Source organism: Streptomyces sp. NBC_01451 (genome assembly GCF_036227485.1).
In the GTDB taxonomy this organism is placed as follows: domain Bacteria; phylum Actinomycetota; class Actinomycetes; order Streptomycetales; family Streptomycetaceae; genus Streptomyces.
In genome coordinates, this window is sequence record NZ_CP109479.1 from 1,637,922 (window position 1) to 1,657,386 (window position 19,465).

Below are 19,465 nucleotides of genomic sequence, written 5' to 3' on the forward strand. Positions count from 1 at the left end.
CACCAAGAGCAAATCACTCAGACTGCGAACGACGATGTGGACGCGCTGACGGCAGGTCCACAGACTCCTACATCGGGATAAGTCTGATGGAATGCCCCGCAGAATCGGCCTGTTCCTGAACATGGTCCAGCGCTACGTCCGCTATGCGGGGCCCGACCGCATGGTGCATAGCCCGGCCTACCGATCGCCCCCCACCTACCGCAACCACCTCGGCCCGCTACGCAGTGATGCGGCCGCGCCGCCTGGCCAGCCTTTCTACCCTCGGCCGCCGCTCCTGGACCACCCGCGCGACTGGCCAGGTTAGTCCGGCAGCCGGCCTCGGGCACGCCTCGGTAAAAGGGAGGTGGGCCCCTCATCTACGTCCAGGGGCCCACCCTTACCCGACAAGTCGGGTCTACCTCGTCGGTCAGACTTGCAGGATCAGCGCTTCCACCTGTTCGAGCGTCATCACGCTGGCCTGGGCTGCGGCCCGGACCTTCGTCAGCTTCTCCATCCACTCGATCCGCTGCTCAGCCGGGAGCGCGTCCTCTTCGAGCTGGACTCGCAGGCGGTGCGCCTCCTCGAAGTCCGTCATCAGATTGTGGGCGGAGTCCACGGCCTGCTGGTAGCCGCTCTCGACGAGTTCCACGCGGGCGGGCAGCTCACGGCGCAGCGCGGCCAGTTGGTCGTGCGGGTCGACAGGCGGGGCGCCGTGCGCGGTGGCAGCAGCGGAATTCGTGCTGATTCCGGCCGTGGTGGAAGCACTTGCGCTTCCGGGGTCGCCCGGGGCCGCACGACCGAGCTCCACGGGGAAGGTCTCGTCGAACCATGCCTTGTCTGCGACGAAGTGGGTGGGCCGCCCCTTGATGTCTGGGGCGATCACCATCCCCGCGGTGATCGGCGTCCAGCCCTCAACCCAATGCTGCTCGCCGTAACAGATCAGAGAATTGCCGTCTTCGGCCTCGGGCGGCTGAGTTGCGTCCGGGTGCTCCAGCACGGCCTTCGCGAACGCAAGGAGAAGGGCCCGGCTGACGCCCGGGGCGCTGGCTGCTGTGTACGCCAGGGTGAGGGCGGCGAGGGCGCTCTTGGGGGTGCGCCGCACGCCCTTGCGGCCGTCGCCTGCCTCGCTGCCCTGGCCAGCGGTGATAAACGGCTGCGGAGCATGGATCAGCGCTGGTGCCATGCGCTGGACGAGGGCGGCCCAGGCGGTTGCGTCGCCGGCCTCTGCCCCGAGGAGGAGCACCTTGAGTGATCGCGGGTCCTGCCCGGCGCCCTTGGCGGTCTCCGGGACGCCGAAGAAGCCGAGGGCGGAGAGGATATTTCCCCGGTGCAGAAACAGCTGGGCGATGGCGGCGGACCACAGGCGGGTACGTGCCTCTGCTGTCTTGGCCTTGGTCTGGCTCCACGCCGGCTCCTGGAGCGTCCCCCTGACGATCGGCCAGAAACGCCCCGTGTCACGGACGGTGCGAGCGTTCGTCCGCTTCGGGGCCTCGGGCGGGATCTCGGGGAACACGAGCGCGGTGATGGCGCGCACTGCGATGTCGCGGAGCACGGCCAGGGAGACATCGTCGCCAGCGGGCACGAGCGGCACGAGCGGGTCGAGCGGTCCGTTGGCGGTCAGTGCGTCGCGCACCCCGACCAGGTCCAGGAGATCCGCGCCTCGCGCGTCGGGGAACGCCTCGGTGAGCGCGTCCGCGAGGACCGACTCCCTGGCGTAGGCGTCGACGAGCGTCGCGAACAGGGCGATCAGGCGCGCATCCTCGTCGTAGGGTTGGATGCCGCGCAGGTGGTCGTTGACGTTCAGCGTCCGCAGGACGTGCTCCAGCGCCGCCGGCTTGGTGCAGCCGATCACGATCTCCGAGGAGATCGTGGCGATCTTCCCGGCCCGGACCGACGGGTCGGTCGCCTCTGTCTCCGGCTTGGCGACGGCCTCGTTGAGCCGGTCGGAGAGCCGGTTCAGGATCTCGCGCTGACTCAGCAACAGCAGCTCCGGATCAGCCTTCTTGCCCTTCGGCATGGGCAGGAGAGACTGGGGCATCCCCGTGACCAGGTGTTCCGGCCGCACGCGGAAGATGTTGAGACGGGCCAGTGCCCGGTTGTTCCCGGTCACGGCGGCCAGACGCCACAGCTTCGACACCGTGCCGTCGGGGCGGATGATCTGCCACTGCTGCAGAACGTTCATGCCCTTGGAGAGCTGGCCCGCGTCCACGAGGGACTCGGCCAGGTCGTAGCCGCGGGTCTTCCCGGCGCGCTCCAGATTCTCGGCGGCGTACCGCTGCATGTGGACCGCCACGTCGTAGGGCTGCTCGGCGAGAGTGAGCGCTGCCTTAGGCTCCCCGTCCTCCTCCGCCGCCCGGACCACAGGACGCGGCCGCCGGCCGCCGAGGGCGGCCAGGAGTGCCTGGCGCTCGCCTTCGAGTTCCCCCACCCGGCGGTCAGCATCCTCGTGCTTCTGCCTGGCCGCCGCCAGGGCCTGCGCGGCGTACGTGTCGTCACCGGCCGCGCGGCGGCAGCTTTCCCGCTCCCTCTCGGCGGTCTTTGCGGTCTTCCTGGCTTCGTGCAGCGCCAACTCGGCGGCGATGAGGTCCTTGACGCGCTGGCTGGCCTCAGGAACGGGCGGCGACCAGCAGCTGACGGTGCGGTCGTTGAGGTCCCACGGGACCGCTGCAGCACCATGAACGTCACACATCAGCAGGAGTACCTGCTCCTCGCCGGCCTGCACGAGGCGGTAAGCCGAGGGCTTGAGCACCTTCTTGCCGCTCCGGCTGGTGATGAGACCCTTGATCTCGGTGTCCGGGAGAGCGGTGGCCAGCCCCTCGGTGATCGCCTGCCGGGGAGGCGGGACGACCCCGTGTTCCGCGCAGGTGTTCTCGATGGCGTCCGCGAGGTTCCGGCCATAGGCGTCGGTGCCGATGCGCGGAAAAATGCCGTCAGGTCGTTTCGCGACCATGGTGTTGTCCTTTCACCCGGCGTGCCGGGCGAACACACAAGCTCCCGCCTCTCGGGAGCGTGTCACGCGCCCGAGCGCCGAAGCCTCGTGCCGACGAGGAACGGGCCAACACCCTGCAGAAGGGAGTCCGGCGGTCCTCGCCCCGTACGGTCCATCTGCCAACGCCCGAAGAACGATCAGCCCCAACAAAACGCCTCGGTGGCGTCTGGACGTCTCGCAGCTTGCTCCTGCTCCGCCGACGGCGGCATGAGGCGGACGCCGGTGATGAGCCACCGACGTGCACCACAGAATCTGCCACTACGACCAACGGCGGGGGTGATCCCAAGCCGCCACGTTCACCAGATCGGGTGGCCTATTCCCCAATCGCGCCCATTGCTTGGGCGGGTTGAGATAAGCCACCTTGGCAGTGTCGGCCTCTGGCGGGTACCCACCCCGCAGCAGTGCGTTCTCTCCCAACAGGATGGGAGCCCCTTGCCGAAGTGCGAGGCAGCGTAGCGGTGGATCCCCGGTTACCGAAACCGGAGATCCACCGCATCCTTATAGCTCCACCGCCATTCCCTACCTGCCGCGTCGAAAGGCAGCACCACGACAGCAACCCCCTACACCGCAACCGCGCCACCCACGACCAAGCTGACGACCAGCGCGCTACGCCGCGGCGTAGCTGAGGCGGAACAGATCCTGGGCACGCTCCAGATCCCGCTCCGAACGCAGCTGCAACTCCAAGTCACCCGTGCCATGGTGACCGAGCCCTGTTACGTCCCGGGTGAAGTCCGGAACGAGGTCGACGTCCTTCGGGTCGGCCTTGAGGTAGACGAGGATCTTGGTCTGCTGCGGCGCAAGCACGCAGGCGAAGTTCCGCAGCCGCTGGTAGGCCGCGTACTGCTTGCGCTGCACGCGGGTGACGCCGGCCCCGAGACCGGTCAGCGCCTCATCGACCGCCCCGGCCAGCTCAGTCATCGCACCGTCGTGTCGTCGAACCATCGTCAGGTCGGGCCCACGCCATCGGGGAACAGCCGAATGCCCGGTGACCGATGCCACGGTCTCCAGGCCGATGTGGTCGCTGCCGTAGTACCGGTAGCGGACCAGGTCGATGCTGCGCCGGTGCTCGCGTACGGCGTGCGCGTCGTAGCGGGTGAAGTCGCCGGCCACACAGATCAGTCGAGGCACGCTCCACAGAATCTGAGATGTGGTCATCCCCCCGAGCCGGTCGCGAACCAGCCCCTGGAAGGCGTCCTTGTGGTTCGTCAGCCAGGCCATGTAGTAGAGGCCCTGGTTGATCACGCCTGCGTCGGTGCCACGCTTGTATTCGACGATCACGGGTGCGCCGTTCTCGTCGAGGCCCAGTGAGTCGATCCGCCCGCCATCGACACAGTCGATGGCGTACTCGCTCGCCAGGAACCTGACACCGAGCATCGTCTCCATGTGCGCCTCGACAAGGCCCTGCACATCCGCCTCGACCTGCGCCAGTCGCGGCACGACCTCAGTCACACCACTCGTCACGTTGAACAGCCTCAGTCCCACCACTCCCCCTGCACGACCACGATGCCAGAGGGGAACCCCATTGGACTCGGAGATATTTCCGCCACCGAAATGCGCCGCGAGAAGGACAGAACCAGCAGTCATGCACACACAGCACAACCCGATCCAGGATCCCCAGTACAGCCCCACCCATATCCGAGCTACCTGGAACGGGACCGGAAGCGTGGAGGAAGCGTCCAAGGCATTCGGATTCTCCCGGGCGAAGGGCTACGACCTGGTGCGCCAGGGAAAGTTCCCCTGCCGCGTGCTCCGCATCGGCCGCAGCACGCGAGTCGTCACCGCGTCCCTGGTCCGAGTACTCGAAAGCGGCGAGCCCGAGTACAACGGGACCCCCGAAGCAGGCTGCGGACACTGTTGACCAGTCACAGGAAGAGGCCAGACCGCATCGCCGGCGGGGCCCCCTCGTGTCGCTGGAAAGTCATAGCAACCCCTGCTGTTCGAACTCCACCAACTCCCCATAATGAAACGCCAGTTCGGATTTCCGAGTGAATGTCAGTGCCGTCGCCTAGCTTTGAATCGATAGACCAGACAAGGGAGTTGGGGGACACCTGGTGATCTTCGAGGAACCGTCCGCGGTCTACGAAAGCATCACGTCGCGGATGCGGGCCCTGGCGGTGGTCTACCCCTTGCTGGCCTTGGACACCAGCAAGGCCAAGAGGGAGCGCGGGTGGGAGCACTACCGTATGGCCGAGTTGGCCTTGGCCGCGATCGATGTCGTGACGCTGCGCACCGACATGCAGAGCGCCGTTCGGCAGGAAACGGTCGTGGAACACGTTGCCGAGTTCGCTGCACTGCAGCTGCCCGGGCGGGCGGACGAGGAATACCGGGCAGTCGCACGATGGGTGACCGAGCGACTGATCAATACGGAGGAGCGGGACCGCGCGTTTCGTCATGAGATCGGGTCCGTGACGGATCACGGGTTCGAGACACGTGAGGCGTCCTTCCAGATCCTCAAGGAAGTTCCCGATCATGTGGGGCAGGCCGCTCTCGTCGCCACGGATGCGGCGATCACTGTGCTGGTGCACGCGATCGACGTCGACATTGCCTCGGAGCAGGTCGCTGCCGAAGCCAAGCTGGAGGCGCTCCTCAAGCGTGCCCGGATCAGCGAGGCGTGGCAGATCGCGCACCGCGCGCGGATCCAGAGCGTCCGGTATGCCAAGGACATCCGCGGACGTATCGAGTCGATGCAGCGCAATGTGCGGGCTGTGGACTGGGATACGGAGGTTAAGGACACGGTCGACGAGGCGCTGGAACATGTACGCAGCAGGTCGGAGGCGGAGACGCAGCTCAAGGAGCGGGTCGACCAGTTGCTGGAAGCCACCGACGACGAGCGCAAGCGCCGGCAACTGGAGGACCTGGGGGCGCTGATCCACGAGTGCTGGCAACGTCACGCGGTATTGATCGACATGCTGATGAAGGTCGGCCCGGAGTTTCGGCGGCAGCAAGACCGTCAGGTGTTCGTGGCACCCGCGCTGCACACACGCGTGCATCTGCATGAGCAGCTTCTTCAACCGGCCCTAGAACTCTCCCTCGACGCCTGCCTGGGCCCCCTGGAGGCTTTCACCCGCGCAGTCTTGGGACCGGTGCGGCCGCGCGTGATGTATCTGCCCGACTTCTTCGAGGGACTGGCCAAGGTCACCGAACAGGCCGACGGAGAACTGGTGCCGGTCCAGGGCGAGCGCGACTGGTCGGAGGCTGAGGAGCCCGCCGCCTTCACGCCCGAACAGCATGAGGCCGTGGAGGCGTTGCTGGAAGCCGTCACAGAGCAGGGCGCACGGCTCTCGAGCCTGCTGGCCGCAGCGCGCCGTTCCGGCACGGAGCCCGGCCCGGATCGCGGCACCACCGATGAACTCCTCGCGATCCGCGTGCAGCAGCTGTTCCGGCTGATTCCCGTGCGCCGGCTCGCCGATGGCGCACCGACCGTGGTGGCCATCGATGACGGGACAGCGTTGATCGACGACCACTTCGCCGGCAGTGACTTCCTTCTGGTCCGCACCCAAGGGACTGCCCTGACGGACGGGCCGCGAACGGCCCCGACGCCGCTGCCCCCTATGCCGGGACCACGCCCCCCGGCCGGCGCCGAAGCCCACCACTTTGATGAGGAGAGTGCATGAACCAGTACGAAGATGCTGCTGACGCCGCCAGGATGGTGGCCCTCGCCATGGCCCGTGGCAAGGCTCCGGCCCGCTCCGGCGAATACACCCGGCTCGTCCAACGCTTCGATACCGAGCCGGAGTTCGCCCAGCTGGTACGGAAGGTCGCCCAGGGCTTCGAGCTGACGGTGCTGGAGGTCCATCCCAAGCCGGGACTGGTCCTGGGCACCACGCCCGAGACCGACTTCGCGGTGTCCGTCTCCGAACTCGTTCCGCAGACCACTGACCGTCCGCTGTACCTCCTGGCCCAGCTGACCATCGCCGCCCTCGCCTTCCCCCGCCCTGAAGACCTCGACGACGACGAGTACGTCGGCCGGATCTCGGTCAAGCAGGTGGACGAAGAAGTTCGGGCCCTGGCCTCGGCGATCGAGCGCCGTCTCGCACTGACCGACAGCGACGTCGACCCACCCACCGGTCAGCCGGGGCTGGAAGGGCTGTGGCGGGCCTACCTGCGCCGCAACGCCACAGGGCAGACACGGGCAGGCGGGCCACCTCGGACCTCCACCCGAGCCCTGGTACGCAGGGCCTTCACCCATCTGGCCGACAACGGTTTCCTGCACAAGGCGAGCGACGAACACGCCGGAACGTACAACACCAACGTCAAGTACCGGCTGCAGATCCGCGACCAGGCCGCCCGCGACATGCTGCAGGAACTGGCGGCCCTGGGCGTCGCCGTCCTGCCCACCGGCGATCCGGGCATCCAGGGCCGGCCGGCCACAGGCGGCGCCTCTCCACCGGCCGATGCCGCTCCGGTAACCGGCCTGTTCAGCTGACCGAGCTCCCCGAGGACGTCTTCCATGTATGAGCTCAACCGCATTCTGCTGCGAAACTTCGGCCCCCACGATGCCCGGTACGAGAATGTTCCGCTGGACTTTTCCGGCGCCGGCGTCGAGGTGGAGACAGCCTCCCTCGTCCCCGACGCCGGGCACGTCACCCACCGCCCCTCCCCCGCCAGCCTGGTCATGCTCCAAAACGGCGGCGGCAAAGGCGTCTTACTGACCGGCATCACCTGCACCACTATCCCGTACCGCCACAGCGAACTGGCGGCCCTGCGCAAGTTCGTCGTCTCCAAGGCCCAGCCCTCCCACGTCGTCCTGGAGTGGGCCGACGCCCGCACCGGACGCCTCCTGGTCACCGCTCAGATCCTGGCTCCCGATCACGACGGCAAGCTGCACCGCTGCTTCTACAGTTTTCATCCCTCCGCGGCACTGGATGCCAACCGGCTGCCCTTTCACCGCGACGGGCACTGGGTGCCGTTCGATGACTACCTCACCGAACTACGCGACTACGACAAGCGAGTTGACGCGCTCGAGCTGCGCATCATCGAGGGACAGGAGAAGTGGGAGAAGCACCAGCACGGCCTCGGCTTGCAGCCCGATCTCTTCGACGTCCAGCGCAGGATGAACGCCAAAGAGAGCGACGCCGCCGCAGCCTTCACCACCCATACCGCCGACGCCTTCGTCGAATGGCTGCTGCGCAAGGCCACGGATGACGACCGGTATGCCGAACTCGGAACGGCCTTCCACAGTTACGCCGCCGCCCACGACGAACGGGCCCAGTGGGAGAGGGAACGGCAGTTCGCGTTGGAGATGCGGCAGGCGTGCGACGACGTCGCCGGCCTTCATGACGCCCTGACCGAGCACGCCGGTGCGGCCAAGGAAGCCGAAAAGGATCTGGTCCGCTTCACTGCCGCGCTCCGGGCACGCCACGCCGCCCTCACGGCTGCAACAGCCGAGGACGAGAGCGCCGTCAAGGCCACCCACCGCGCGCACGATGACGCCAAGCGCGCACGAGAAGTCGCCGCCTCGCGCCTGCGGCACGTTCAGGCCCACTCGCACACCCTCGAACTGGACGAGATCTCCCGCCAACAGGCCGAAGTCCAGGACGGCAAGGCGCGGGCAGAGGACCAGAGCACGGCATGGCGCAGCGTGCCGATCGCGCTGCGTCACACCCAGGCCGTGGAGAATCATGACCGGGCTCAGCAGGCCCTCATCAAGGCCGAGCACACGGCCGCCCCCTACGTCCAGGCCGTCGATGCCGCGGCTGCCGCCCTGCGCGCGGGATACCAGCTGGCCGAGAAGGACGCCCGCACCACGATCCGTACGCACGAGGCCGCCGCTTCCCAGGCCAAGGAACGGATCGATCAGTGGCGTACCCGCAGCAACGCGCTGCTCACCACCGCGGGCGCCGCCCAGGAAGAATCCCGCACCCTGCGGGAGCGGACCCAAGTCTTCGCCGCACGGCTGAGCGCTGCCCGGGCCGAGGACCTCCTCACCCCACAGGAGAGCGCCGCGGATGCTGCGGCTCGCGCCCAGAGCGAGACCCACCACAGCGAGCAGTTGCTCCGTGAGGCCAAACTGACGCGCGCCAGCATCCGGGCCGAACGCGACCGGTCCCACAAGGCCCTGACGGAGCAGGAGAAGCTGGCCTGGTCGGCGCGCGAGAAGTCGGAAGCGGCCGAGAAGGAGATCGGTCAGCTGCGGACTCGCGCTGAAGCCGTGCGCGACAACCCCCTGTGTGCCGAACTGCTGGAGGCCGGCAGTGAGGAGCTGCGCAGCGGGGACGCGCTGCCCTGGCTCCATGCCCAGGCCGCCGGCCTGCACCAGCTCGCCGAACGGCGCGTCAGCGGCCTCGACACCGCCCTGACACAGGCGCGCATGGATCTGCGGCACGATCAGGACCTGCTCTCCCTGCTCGATACGAGCGAGGGCCTTCTGCCTTCCTCTCAGGAAGTCCGTGACCTGTGCGGGCAGTTGTCCCGCCACAGCATCCATGCCGTGCCCGGCTGGCAGTGGATGCGGGACAACGTCCCGGCCGCGGAGCACCAGCAGATCATCAGTGCTCACCCGGACCTGGCCGGCGGAATCATCGTCGGCGGCCCTGACGGGCTGGAGTCCGCTAAGAACCTTATGGAACGCCTGCGTCCGCTGCCCTCCGCCGCCGTCACCGTGGGCACTGGGGAACGGATGCTGCGCTCCCCCACGGCGCTCGACGAAGACCGGTTCGTTGTGGAACCCTCTCCCGCCCTCCATGACGAAGAAGCCGCCGCGCGCGAACGCACCGAGGTCGAGGCCCGTATCACTGCAGGCCAGGGCGAGCTGGACACTCTCGGCCAACGCATCAGCGCCGCCAGGAATCTTGTCCGCCAGATCGTGAACTGGCGCGAAGCCTGCGGCGAGTCGCCGGTACCCCACCGGCTCAAGCAGCTGGCCGACCTGCAGTACGCCGCTGAAGGGGCCCAGAACGCTCTGGCCGCCGCACGCACCGCAGTCGATGGCCAAGAAGCCGCCCTGGAAGACGCCGAGGGCACGTGTGAACGCCTCGACGGGCAGACCCGCGCGGCGCAGCGGGCTGCCGACACGCTGGCTCAGCTGGCGATGGAGGAGGCCGCCGCAGAGCAGGCCGAGGCCCGTATCGCGACGCTGACCGCCGAAAGCGCCACTCGCACCCATGAGCTGGAATCCCTGAGAAGCCAGATCACCCAGGCCGAGGACGAGGGCGAGCGGCACGTCCGCGCCATCGAAGCGGCCGAGCAGGAAGCACACGGGTACGCCCGGGCCCGAGAAGCAATCACCACCACCGCACCAGCAGAGCAGGCCCACGCCGCCCTCACTGCACCCCTGGCTCCCCTCCCCGCACTCCAGCACCGCTACCAGCAGGCTCAGGAAGAGCTGAAGAGCGTAGAGGTCGGCGAAGACCAGCAGCAGCGAGCCGAGGCCGCGCAGCAGGCACTCCTCGACAGCCAGGAGTCATGGAACAAGGTCCCTGCCCGCGTACAAGAGCTGGCCCTGGAGTACAGCCACGACGCACGGGCCGGCGACGAAGTCCAGCGCAACGCCGTCCTGCGCGCCCTCGCCACCGAGATCCGCTCCTGCGCAGAAGCCCTCCAAGAACTACGCGACCAGGCAAGCCGCCTCACCGAACGCGCCGCCCACCTGCCCCCGGCACTGCCGCTGAGCGAGGAGGACGCCGCCGCATGGACACCGGGCACCGTCGCCGAAGCCCGAGACCTGACGACCAAGGCCACAGGCGAATACCACGAAGCTCAGGAGCGCGAACGCAGCGCCGCCGACGCGTTCAACACCGCCCGCCGCGAACAGGCCAGTTCCAGTCGGAAGTTGACGGCCTTTGACCGCGTCCTGCCCCGGTTGGACACCGCCGTCCACGACCTGGCCATCCCCGCGGACGTGGCCGCCTACGGCGGCACCGCGGAAGCAGCCGAGACCACCGCACGCCGGGTGACGGCCGCACACACCCAGTCCCGCAACCAAGCCCGCCAAGCGGAGCGGCGCCTTGAAAGCGGCGTCAGCCGACTCAAGGAGGTACCCGCCGACGTCCGCTTCGAACGGCTCGATATTCCGCTGCGAACCCAGATCTCCGCCCTGGACAGCCGTCACATCCCGGCCATGGCCTCCACCTGGACCGAGGCACTGACCTCACGCATCGCGGCCCTGAACTCCGACCTGGAAGGCATGGCCAAGGCCCGCGAAGCCCTCGCCTCGCAGCTCGGCGGCCATGTAACCGACCTTCTGCAGCGCCTCGACCAGGCCACCCGCTTCTCCGCCTTCCCCGACGGGGACTCCCCCTGGTCCGGGCAGAAATACCTCACCATCCGCTACAAGAGGCCGGACCTGGCGACCCTCACCGCACAGATGCGCGAATCCGTCGACGCCCTGGCCGGCAACTCCCGCACCCGCAAGCTCAAGGGCACCGACGTCGTCATGCGCTGCCTCAAGGATGCGGTCCCCCGCGGATTCAACGCCGAGGTCATGAAACCCAACGCCGCCCATCGCCTCGACCGTGTTCCCGTAGAGGACATGGCCGAGGTCTTCTCAGGCGGTCAGGAGCTGACCGGCGCCATCCTCCTCTACTGCACTCTCGCCGCCCTGCGCACCTCGCCCGGCCCGCGCAGCCGCACACGCAACGGCGGACTGCTCCTGCTCGACAACCCCATCGGCCGCGCCAACGCCGGATACCTCGTCGACATCCAGATGGAAATGGCCGCAGCCCTCGGAATCCAACTGATCTACACCACCGGGCTGAGCGACGAGAATGTCTCCTCCCGCTTCCCCCTGCACATCCAGCTCCGCAACGACGCGGAAGCCCGAAGTGGCCTCTCTCTCATCCGGCTCGAAGACACCGTGCGCAACGCCCTCATCCCCACGCCCCGCGTCGCCCCCGACCAGGACGCCCCCAACCCCGCCGGATTCCTCACCTCGGCCCGGCTGTACCGCAAGCGGGGAGACGCCCGATGACACCGCCCGCCGACCCCGCCGACCAGGCACCTGCCCAACTCTCCCCCGCAGCAGCGCAGTTCAGTGCCGCACTTCAGGCCCTGACCGAACGCGTCACGGTCGACCGGGCCACCCTCATCGAGGCATTCCGTCAAGCCCTGCCCGGCTCCGCCAGTGGCGAGGACGCACGCAGAGCCCTCGCCACGCTGCTGTATGAAGTCGCCGAACACGGCATCATCAGCCTCCCCACGGCCAGTACGAAATGGGACGCGGGACGCCCAGCCCTCCCGGAACAGATCCGGGTCCCCGGAGCGGCACCCACAAAGTCCCCCACCCCTCGCAAGCCCGTCTCGTGGAGACCGGAACTCAACTGGGCCTACAACGCCCAGCTCACCGCATCTCAGACCGAGGATCTCCTCGCGGTCAATCGCTGGTTCCGGGACACCCACAACCATCCAGACCGTCGCGCACGCCTCTCCCTACGGGAACGCTCGTACGAGATCTTCCGCCAGGAAAAGCGCCTCGACACCCTGATTACAGGGGCGCTCTTCGCCCCGGGGCGGCTGACCCTCGACCAGCTTGCCACCTACCGCGAACCTCCGCCGCTGGCCTACCGTCGGCTCGGCGACGGCGACACCGTTCTCGTGGTGGAAAACAGCGACACCTACGCCACCCTGCGCGACCTGCTCACACCCGACCCCGGACACGTCGGATACATCGCCTTCGGCGCCGGACGGGCCTTCGAGGCATCCGTCGAGAACCTTGCCGAGCTCGCGGGTATCCATCGCATCGTCTACTACGGCGACCTCGACGCCGAAGGCATCGCCATACCGGCCAGAGCTTCAATCAACGGCCTCCAGCACGGGCTGCCCCCTATCGAACCGGCCACGGGCCTCTACCGCCTGCTGCTTTCCCACGAGGCAACCGCCGGCGACATCATCGCCGACGATCGAGCCCAAAGCCTCGTGGCATGGCTCCCTGAAGAACTCCAGCAGTCCGCGCACACCCTGCTGGCCCAGGGCCAACGACTCGCGCAGGAGGCAACCAACCGGAACGAACTCCGCGCCGAATCTAATTGGCGATGACAAACTGCCACGGGCCCCGCCGTCCGGCGAGCACTCGGAAAATCGCGGCCAGCGCCCTGGGGCTGTGCCGTCGACCACGCCATGTCACCCAACGCGACCGACTCCGAGGAAACACAGAAAACTTCACCCACGCGCTGCTTGTAGTGTGAGATCAAGAAATCCCGCCTCGCCTCGCGCACGATATCGGCTAACTCATCCTCCGTGACGGAGAGCCCGATCCGGACTCCAATGAGTTCCCCCAGCCATTCGAGCAGCGATCGGTCGCCAGCCCAATCCCGGGTCGCACACCTGGAACACATCGCCCCGCCCCTCTCGTGCCAGTGCCGGTACGACAGCATCACCGCACGTTCGCAGCTCAACACCGCGCCCTGCTTGTGCTCTGCCGGGCAGTTAGTCGCTCGATCCGCCGGGCAGTCCCAGCCGTTCTCGCTGCGAGCGACAGTCACAAGTCACGTGTTCTGGCAGGATTGTTGGCGCCTGCCAGCTTCCCTCCGCCGGAGGTCCAACGTCATGCAACCGCCGCCCGTGGACCATCGTCGGATACAGACGGCTGTCATTGGTAGCAGCGATTCGGACTTGGCGATCATTCTCCCCATGGAGGCAATGGAGCTGACGCGATGGCGGCAACGCCACCCTCAGTACACCTACTGGTGCGGCACTCTGCTTGGGGGATGCGGAGAACGGCTAACTGACCGCCTCTACGAATCGAAGGTCTGTCACTTCGCGCACCATCCTCATCACACCTGCACGCGGACCGCCAATGGTGAAGACAGCGCCGACCATCTCTTCATGAGGCGGGCTCTGCGCAGCTGGATGGGGAATCGTGGCCTCAAAGCGACGGTCCGGATGCCCGGCGACACCCCGACTTCCGGTGGCTCGATCGACGTCGACCCACAAGGCATGGCCCGGCGGTTGCACTTCCGCCTGCGGCCCGACCTCAACGGCTCATGGGGTCCAGCGCCTGGCGAGACCCCAGCTCCACGAGAAGAGGCAGACTGGATCTTCGGGCTCGGCGGCGCGGTGCCCGGTGTGTTCTGGAACGAGTCCGGGTACGTCTTCCGGATCCGGTTCGAGACCAAGGGAGCCGAGCGATGCCCCTACCTCGGCGTGCAACAACGCGGTCAGGCAACTGAATGGACCCCGTTCTCAGCCGCGGTGCTGACCCCCGACGGGCTTGCTACGCCGGCAGTCGACAAGATCCGGGCGGCCCGCCGGCGCGCGACCGCCGACGACAAGAGGCGCAGCGGCATAGCGCGATCGCCTGAGGTCCCGCCGCCGCCTGTCCGCGAGCTGGGCCGGGACGAGCTGATCGTCGCGCTTCGAGACGCCTTGGAGCTCGATGCGCGCTGGGCAACCAAACCGACCCTGAAGCACCTCGGGCAGACGGTCGGTGTGGACTTCACCCGATACGACGATGCGGACCTCGTCGATCTGCTCACCGAGGTCGACATCCCGTTTCCTGCGCACGCCCCCGTGCTATCCGCGCTCATACGGACAGATAAGGGTGCGCCCTTGCCGTACCTGGCCAGCGTTATCGAAGGGATCGGGCTGGGGAAGCCGTCGTCGGCGCCTCATCTGAAGCGGTGGGCTCAGCGAGAGGCCGATCGCGCGTTCGCCAAGTACGGCGTCCCCGCGCGCACCATGCCCCAGGAACTGCCGCTTAATGCGGCGGTGCCCCAACGCCGTACTCGCGCCCGGCTCAGCCCTCGCCGCGGCGAACTTCAAGGCATCCACCAGGCGGCTGGGCAGGGCAGCAAGAGGCCCAGCACCGACGAATGGATGCGGCTGCAACATCTGCTCGCCGAAGGCCAACAATTGGCCGACGGTGCAGGCGGCGGGACTGCCGCCCGTTTGACGCAGGAGCTGCGAGCAGCGCGCAGGCTGCTGGAGGGCACCCGCCGCACGCAGCTCAACAGCCGTAGGCTCCGGGTTCTACGGAAGACGAGCGCTGAACTGGAGGCCGCAATCACCACGGCCCGACAAACGGCGCAGCGCAACCAGAAGGCTTTCAACGACACCTCGCACGAGCGACCCGCCGAGGAACCGAAAGAGCGGGATCGGCGCCAACGAAACACCCAACTCGACAAGGCCAAAAAGCCGGCTGTCCCCGCTCCCGACGAGCTGCGGCAGCAGCTGATCGCGGTGGCGCAGGCAGCAAGCACCACACACTGGCTGCTGCTGTCCGGCGGCAAGAACACCGCTCAGGATGTGCGTCTCACGCTGCTGACCCAGATCGAAGATCGTTCCGGGAGCGATGCCCCGCTCTTGTCGTCCTTGGTCGTGGCACCTGGCGGCGGCCCCGTCCCATTCTTTCGAGAGATCCTCAGGGACCTGGGCCTCGCTGTGCCGCGGTCAGACGAAGCCCTCCAGCGGATCTGGCATCGCGAGCAGGAACGCGCGCACGCGGCCTACGCGAGCCCGCCCCGGGTCATGCCACCTCGGCTTGTCCCGCGGCAGGCGTCCACCGATCCGGCCCACGAGTCGACCTGAAGCCGCTCGCGGCACTCGCCGGTCAGCCCAACAGGCTACCGCGAGAGGCGCATCGTGTGCAGTTCGCCAGACGCGGCGCGGAGGGAGCCCACGGTCCAACCCCGCGTCACCGCAGTCCGGGTGGGGATGCGCGGATCGCGTCAGCCTTCACGGGCGCGGGACGCGCGTCGCCAAGGTGTGTCAGTGCGGCTCGGATCCGGTGGTCGACATCGACGTCGTCGGCGATGTGACTGAAGTGTTGTGCACAGGTGGGGTGTTGGCGAAGCATCGAGGCGACTGAGCTGGCACTGTCACCCTGCAAGGTGCGTAGCCATGCCGCGATGTCCTTCTGAGGTCCCCACTGATCCCAGCGGCCGTCCCATTCGAATGCCCCGTCACAGCACTCCTCGAGAAGGTCGAGGACGCCGCTGTCTGCCGCCCGCTGTGCAATGCGAATCAGCCACATGATCGTGGCATCGACTTCCCCCCGCTCCGGAGACCGGTGCGTGCCCAGGAGTTCGGCCATCGCGCGGACGATGTCGATAGCACGCTGGGCATCGGCCAGCAGCGCCGGCAAGAGCGGCCCCAGGGGCAGCTTTACCAGCAGATCGCAGTAGAGCGGCGCGTCATCGGTATGTCTCGCGGCCAACGCGATCAACTCGTGTGCAGCGGTGGCAGAGCCTGATTCCATCTCCCGCTGAAGGGCCTGCGCCTTCACGAAGGCGGACTGTGCTGGGGCCTGCGTCTCCTGGATGACCAGCTGGCGAAGTGCCCGGACAGTGGGAGGCCGGCGAACGGGATCAGTCTGCGTGGCCTGCCGCACGATGCTCCTCCACGGCCCTGCCGGGGGCAGGAGCGGCACGTTGATCGCGGGCATCGTTCCGGTCACGGCCCAACCAATCAGCTGACCAATGCTGTACACGTCGGCGGCGTCCGTGGCGCCGTGTGCATCAACGGAAAGTTCTGGGGCGGCAAAGCCGCCCGAGCCGAAAGGTACGCCGACGCGGGTGCGTTGCGGGTCCGTGGTCTGTCCACGCGGACGCCGGGCAATGCCCCAGTCTGCGAGGACCCACCGGCCGTCGTGCATGAGCACATTGGCGGGCTTGATGTCCCGGTGGAGCCAGCCAGCCTGGTGGGTGGCGGACAACACCGAGCACAGGGCGTCGACGAGTTTCCTCAGCTCTGACGGTTCGGCGAGCTGGTCTCTGCGTTGCTCTGCCGTGAAGGGGGCGTAGGGCATGACGAACCAAGTGTGGCCCGGGTCCGCGTCCAAGATCGGCATGGCATGCGGGTGCCCGTCGAGCCAGCGGCCCAGGGTGATCTCGCGTTTCATGCGGGCGCGCTTGCGTTCGGGCGGGTTCCGGTCGCGGAGCTTCTTGAGCACCACCCTGGCGCCCGTCGGTTTGTGTATCGCGCGAAAGACGTCTGCTTGACCGCCGTCGGCGAACGGCAGCCGTTCGCAGGAATAGTCCTTCCGATCTCCGCGGGCCAGACGTCGCACCCGCGCCGCGTCATCGGCCGCTGCCGAGGAGGTCGTGGTGCTCGACGCAGAACTGTGCCGGGAGCCGGGTATCGGATCCGGGTCCTTGCGCGCGGCAGCGTCTCCGTCCGACTCGCCAGATGCCGTCCTCTCTGCCAAGCGCCCGGCTCGATAGACCGGGTATCCGCTGATCACGGTCGCCGGTTTCAGAACGTAACCGTCCGGAGCCAGCACCTTATTGAGCACAGTCACGAGACGTGCAACCTCCTCCTCGTCCGTGCGTACAGCGGGGTGAAGGGTCTCACTGAGAAATCGAAGTAACGTCTCGTCCAGGCCGCGCCCCAGCCCAAACCGGTCGTCGCTGAAGATCCAGTCGTTGTCCCAGTCGTCGTTGGCGTAGCGGTGTTTGGCGATGTCTTCTCGTGCCGTCGCGAAGCGGGAGTCGTGGCTCGGCAAGGCATCGAGGTCATACAGGCGCTCGAGGAACGAGAGGTCGCCCAGCCCTCCCGTCCAATCGGTCGTGCCAAGGGCCTCGGCGATGCGACGCCGCGTCACCTCGGTGAGCGCCACACTTCGGTTGTCCGTGCGCGACGCGCTCTGGGTAGGGACTGCCGGTGTCGAGGTGCCCGGAATTTCGGTAATGCGGCCGCGTTCATCGATCTGCAGGCCGTCTCGCCGCAGTCGCTCCATCAGATCGTCCAGCCAGGGCCCACTCCATCCCTCCCGGCGTCCGGTCCGAATCAGGTCCTCGAACACACGCAACGCCCTGGTCACGTGGCCGCGGTCGGTCCAGTCAACGGCTGCGGCGTAGGACTCGAAGGTGGTGCGGCGGATGCTGGAGTCCGTGTACCGAAGTTCGTCGTCGGGGATGGGGGCGAAGTGGTGGCTCTGCCACGCCTCGCCAATCGTCCGGACAGTCAAATTCGTCGCCAGCGAGCGGAACTTCATCCGAGTGTCGGGACTGACGAGTTCTCTTTGACGCGGCGGCATGAACACAAAGATACGACTCCAACCTCTCCCCGAACGTGCTCGCCGGTCTCTCCAGCCTCGGGGCAGCTTAGAAACGTTCCGCTTGTCGGCTCTCCCATCGAGTGCAGCAGGTTACGGGGCGGGCCGGCGGCTGGATCCGTTCACGAATTCCTCGCGGCTGGTGGCGATCAGCCGATAGATCTCGCGCGAGACGTACCGCTTCAAACAGCGGATGATCTCGCGCCGGGTCTTTCCCTCGGCTACCCGCCGCTCGTAGTACGCCTGCGTACGCGAGTCCCAGCGCAGCCGCGACAGCACAATGCGGTGCAGGGCCGCGTTGGCCTGCCGGTTGCCGCCGCGGTTGAGCCGGCGGTGCTGCCGGCTGCCCGAGGAGTATTCGACCGGGCTTGCCCCGCACAACGCCGCGAACGACGCCTCACCTCGCATCCGCTCGCTGTTGTCGCCCAGGGCCGTCAACAACACCGCCGCACTGTGCGGACCGACTCCGACAGCATCGAGCAGGCGCGGGTAATACGTCCCGATCAGCTCCGCCAGGCGCTGGTCCAGCACTCGAGCCTGCCCATCAAGCTGCTCGATGCGTTGCGCCAGCACCCGCACCGTGAACCTGGTCGCCCTCACGATCGAATCCACCTCCTCGCCGCCTTCGCTCAGTTGCAGGCAGGAAAGGGTGAGACGACGGCGCGACAGACTCCGCAGCTCCTCTCTGAGGGCCGGGTCAGTGGTGACCAGGAGGGCCTTGATCTGGTTCACCGCCTGCCGTTTGGCTTTCACCGCGGAGTCTCTCGCCATCAGGTACATGCGCGCGATCTCGACCGGGCCATCGCCTGCCTTCACCGGTGACTGCGCACGGCCGCTGAGCACGGACCGGGCTGCAGCTACCGCATCCCCCTCGTCGGACTTGCTCCGCCGGCGCCGCGCTGCAAGCCCAGGGCCAGGAGCCTCGACGACCGTGATGCCTTCAGCCAGCAGATGGCGCGACAGCGCCGCACCGTAATTGCCAGAACACTCCACCCCGGCACGTCGAACTGCGCCCCACCGACCGGCCCACTCTGCAAGTCGGCCGTAGCCACTCGCTGTTGCTGGGAAGCGGTCAACACCTAAGACGTGGCCCGTCAACGAGACCACAGCCGCGACATGCACATCGCGATGCGTGTCGACCCCCAGCACCACCTCATGCACATCTGCCGCGCGGCCCGCGGCTCGAGGCGGGTCTGACGACTCGATGGTTCATCCCCCGTCGCAAGTCAGCAGCCGCGCCGCCGACCCGGAGAGCGGTCACCAGTGACACGGTGCAGAGGACACCCCGCATTCCAGTGCTCCAGACACGCTCCCCGGTCCAGCGTCCAAGCGCACTGCCTCGCCCCGCGTCGACACAGGATGGTTAGGACGCGTCGGTCCGAGATGTCAGGAGCCAGTCCGCGGTACGGCAGCAGCGTTCGCTTCCATACTCCCCAACCGCTGCCCACCCTCATGCAGATCACGTCGGCCGATCTGCAGACCATGGAAGCTCCCCCACCGCCGCGCGCCCTGTGTCTCCTTCAGCGCACTTCGGTGCGCTCCGCGCGAAGGGCAACCACCGGCTCGAA

General features: G+C 67.5%; 9 protein-coding genes. 5 read left to right on the plus strand and 4 right to left on the minus strand.

Features of this window, described 5'->3' with window-relative positions; all coding sequences use genetic code 11:
* Positions 1-406 precede the first annotated feature (406 nt).
* Complete coding sequence (locus OG595_RS07130; RefSeq protein WP_329269072.1) at positions 407-2,929, minus strand: hypothetical protein; 2,523 nt, start codon at positions 2,927-2,929, stop codon at positions 407-409.
* Between the two features lie 645 nt (positions 2,930-3,574).
* On the minus strand, positions 3,575-4,453 hold the full coding sequence (locus OG595_RS07135) for a DUF5655 domain-containing protein (RefSeq protein WP_329269074.1): 879 nt from the start codon (positions 4,451-4,453) through the stop codon (positions 3,575-3,577).
* Positions 4,454-5,019: 566 nt separating this feature from the next.
* On the opposite strand from OG595_RS07135, the gene OG595_RS07140 reads away from it, so the two are divergent.
* The 5 genes from OG595_RS07140 (at position 5,020) to OG595_RS07160 (ending at position 15,430) form a co-directional block, all read left to right on the plus strand.
* Positions 5,020-6,582, plus strand: coding sequence for a hypothetical protein (locus tag OG595_RS07140; protein ID WP_329269076.1), 1,563 nt, complete (start codon positions 5,020-5,022; stop codon positions 6,580-6,582).
* On the plus strand, positions 6,579-7,394 hold the full coding sequence (locus OG595_RS07145) for a hypothetical protein (RefSeq protein WP_329269078.1): 816 nt from the start codon (positions 6,579-6,581) through the stop codon (positions 7,392-7,394). The genes OG595_RS07140 and OG595_RS07145 overlap by 4 nt, the downstream gene beginning before the upstream one ends.
* Positions 7,395-7,418: 24 nt before the next feature.
* Positions 7,419-11,876: a hypothetical protein gene (locus OG595_RS07150; RefSeq protein ID WP_329269080.1), complete on the plus strand. Its 4,458-nt coding sequence runs from the start codon at positions 7,419-7,421 to the stop codon at positions 11,874-11,876.
* Positions 11,873-12,940: a Wadjet anti-phage system protein JetD domain-containing protein gene (locus OG595_RS07155; RefSeq protein ID WP_329269082.1), complete on the plus strand. Its 1,068-nt coding sequence runs from the start codon at positions 11,873-11,875 to the stop codon at positions 12,938-12,940. The genes OG595_RS07150 and OG595_RS07155 overlap by 4 nt, the downstream gene beginning before the upstream one ends.
* Positions 12,941-13,534: 594 nt before the next feature.
* Positions 13,535-15,430, plus strand: coding sequence for a competence protein CoiA family protein (locus OG595_RS07160; protein WP_329269085.1), 1,896 nt, complete (start codon positions 13,535-13,537; stop codon positions 15,428-15,430).
* A gap of 106 nt (positions 15,431-15,536) precedes the next feature.
* Here the strand turns inward: OG595_RS07160 and OG595_RS07165 are convergent, their stop codons facing one another.
* Complete coding sequence (locus tag OG595_RS07165; protein ID WP_329269088.1) at positions 15,537-17,837, minus strand: protein kinase domain-containing protein; 2,301 nt, start codon at positions 17,835-17,837, stop codon at positions 15,537-15,539.
* A gap of 153 nt (positions 17,838-17,990) precedes the next feature.
* Positions 17,991-19,058, minus strand: a complete 1,068-nt coding sequence (locus OG595_RS07170) for an IS110 family transposase (protein ID WP_329269090.1) — start codon at positions 19,056-19,058, stop codon at positions 17,991-17,993.
* Positions 19,059-19,465: the final 407 nt, after the last annotated feature.

Bases quoted from the DNA above. Each gene is read 5' to 3' on its own strand.
- OG595_RS07130 (WP_329269072.1), bottom strand. From the start codon at position 2,929: ATGGTCGCGAAACGACCTGACGGCATTTTTCCGCGCATCGGCACCGAC.
- OG595_RS07145 (WP_329269078.1), top strand. From the start codon at position 6,579: ATGAACCAGTACGAAGATGCTGCTGACGCCGCCAGGATGGTGGCCCTC.
- OG595_RS07150 (WP_329269080.1), top strand. From the start codon at position 7,419: ATGTATGAGCTCAACCGCATTCTGCTGCGAAACTTCGGCCCCCACGAT.
- OG595_RS07155 (WP_329269082.1), top strand. From the start codon at position 11,873: ATGACACCGCCCGCCGACCCCGCCGACCAGGCACCTGCCCAACTCTCC.
- OG595_RS07160 (WP_329269085.1), top strand. From the start codon at position 13,535: ATGGAGGCAATGGAGCTGACGCGATGGCGGCAACGCCACCCTCAGTAC.
- OG595_RS07165 (WP_329269088.1), bottom strand. From the start codon at position 17,837: ATGAAGTTCCGCTCGCTGGCGACGAATTTGACTGTCCGGACGATTGGC.